Below are 1,322 nucleotides of genomic sequence, written 5' to 3' on the forward strand. Positions count from 1 at the left end.
TTCTAAGTGCTCAGCTTGCTGCTCTTGGGTTTGTGAAGATAGCGTTGTCAATAGTTTGAGCAGATGATGCTCTTGGCCGTTCACTGATTGATTTGGCGTTGGTAGTGGCTCTTTGGAAGAAAGGGCTTCTTGAAACATAGATAAAGTTATCATCAGTATTCCTACTCACTGTTGGTCACTCTGAGTAAGTTTGCAAGAGGCAAGTATGCAACCACACAAAGTAGAGCAATATTAGATAAAAAGAATGTGTGCTACGGTTCTTTTTAAGGAAGCGGTACCATCAATGCTTAGCCGCTGCACTTCCAAATAGTGTATTTTTAAATGCTATATAGCAGTATATGAATTAAAGCAGTCGAAGTCGTAAAATCAAATGATATATGCCATTCAGTAGATATATTCGTATTCTATGCAAATATACTCTAGCGATGCCATCCATAGATGAGCACAACAACCCCAAACGCTCTATTATTAAAACCATTAGCAATTGGCTGATGATTTTAATAAAAACCATCCTTTGTTTAGTAATTTTTGCGAAACCCTATATTGCCTATATTAATCGTGATTGTAAATGTCAATCGGCACCTTAAATGGCCTATTCGGCAGTTCTCTGACCAACTTAGGTACCAGATATCCCGGTAATACTGCCAATAACGACCAGTAGAGCTCAATTGACGACCGCTCGTCGCTATCAAAATGCGCGGCACCAGCCACCTTGTCTAAAACATGTAGATAATACGGTAGTACACCACAAGCAAACAAACGCTGGCTTAATTCTGTCTGAGCATCGATATTATCGTTGATACCTTTTAATAGTACTGCTTGATTTAGCAGCGTCACGCCAGCTGCTCGAGCACGTTGCAGGTATTCTGCTGTCAGCGCATCAATCTCGTTGGCATGATTACAATGAATGACCATCACGATACGGCAGCGACTTTGAGACAGTCTGTCTAATAGTGCGTCATCCAATCGGGCTGGAATAACCAATGGTAGACGGGTATGCAGTCGAATTGTCGTCAACTGCGGGATAGATTCCAGAGTATCTAACCATGCAAATAACCGTCTATTCGTCACATTTAAAGGATCACCCCCGCTCAAAATCACTTCATTGATTTCAGGATGCGCGCTGATGTAGTTGATGATATTTTCTTTTGCATCAGCAGTTGGCATATTGGCGCTATAGTCAAAATGCTGACGGAAACAGTAGCGACAATGAATCGCGCACGCCCCAGTGATCGTCAGTAATACTCTTGATTGGTACTTATGGAGCATACCTTTGACAGGGTTTTGGCTGTTTTCGCTTAAAGGGTCCACCACATAGCCTG

The 1,322-nt window shown here is 42.0% G+C and carries 1 protein-coding gene; it reads right to left on the reverse strand.

The features are described 5' to 3' along the window. Positions 1 to 552: 552 nt before the first annotated feature. Positions 553 to 1,322, reverse strand: a 770-nt coding sequence (locus ACS8FC_RS14230; protein WP_439297237.1) for a KamA family radical SAM protein, incomplete at its 5' end; no start/stop codon positions are given.

Source organism: Psychrobacter sp. 1Y4, assembly GCF_051847555.1.